Below are 539 nucleotides of genomic sequence, written 5' to 3' on the forward strand. Positions count from 1 at the left end.
GCCCTACCCGTTTCTTAATAATACGCTTTATGATTTTCTTTTGTTTCGGCTTACCTTCTTTCGTCTCAGTTTCCTCAACTGTTACCTCTTCAGGCAACTCAATAACTTCTTCCGGCTTGCTCTCTTCGGGGGTAGTTTCTTCTACTACAGTAACACTTGTAACAGGGGCCTCGTCGTCTTTTTGGACTGTGGTGATTTCGGTGACTTCATTTTTCGATCCTTTTCTTTTTTTGATTACGCGCTTAGTTGTTTTAATGGTTTGGACATCGCCGGTTTCAGTTTTGACTTGTGTAATGTGTACTTTCTCAGGGGTTTCTTCAACGACCTGAGCAGTGTCTGGAGTGATTTCTGAGAGTGGTGTAGTTGTGTCATCCATGAGTTCCTCTGTGGTTTGAATTGAAACGACTGGTTGTTTGTCGTCTTCTTGTTCAGTGGTGATTTGTGTAGTTTCGATTTTAGGCCCTACCCGCTTTTTAATAATACGCTTCGTGATTTTCTTTTGTTTTGGCTTACCTTCCTGTGTCTCAGTTTCCTCTACA

1 protein-coding gene is annotated in these 539 nt (G+C 41.9%); it reads right to left on the reverse strand.

All coding sequences use genetic code 11. The annotated features are described in order from the left end of the window. The coding region (locus F0U44_RS24245) for a hypothetical protein (protein WP_223163822.1) at window positions 1-539 on the reverse strand (539 nt) is incomplete at both ends.

The organism is Nocardioides humilatus, assembly GCF_008373755.1.
GTDB classification, from domain to species: Bacteria; Actinomycetota; Actinomycetes; order Propionibacteriales; family Nocardioidaceae; genus Nocardioides; species Nocardioides humilatus.